This window comes from Klebsiella sp. HN106, assembly GCF_051209435.1.
Lineage (GTDB): Bacteria > Pseudomonadota > Gammaproteobacteria > Enterobacterales > Enterobacteriaceae > Klebsiella > Klebsiella oxytoca.
Map to the genome: position 1 here is coordinate 1 of NZ_JBLURD010000106.1, position 434 is coordinate 434.

The 434-nt window shown below is 52.5% G+C and carries 1 rRNA gene; it reads left to right on the forward strand.

The annotated features are described in order from the left end of the window. Positions 1-434, forward strand: a 23S ribosomal RNA gene (locus ACSIPU_RS30545); the annotation flags it as partial.

Consider the following 434-nt stretch of genomic DNA (forward strand, 5'->3'; position numbering starts at 1 on the left):
CTCCAAGGCTAAATACTCCTGACTGACCGATAGTGAACCAGTACCGTGAGGGAAAGGCGAAAAGAACCCCGGCGAGGGGAGTGAAAAAGAACCTGAAACCGTGTACGTACAAGCAGTAGGAGCCCCACCACCAAAGCGTTTCGCTTTGCGTGGTGCGCAAAATGCGTAACGACAGCATGATGGACGGTTAACGGAGCGTCAGCGACGTTCAACCTCAAAAATCAGGCAGTGGAGCGTTTTGGGGTGGGGTGACTGCGTACCTTTTGTATAATGGGTCAGCGACTTATATTCTGTAGCAAGGTTAACCGTATAGGGGAGCCGCAGGGAAACCGAGTCTTAACTGGGCGTTAAGTTGCAGGGTATAGACCCGAAACCCGGTGATCTAGCCATGGGCAGGTTGAAGGTTGGGTAACACTAACTGGAGGACCGAACCG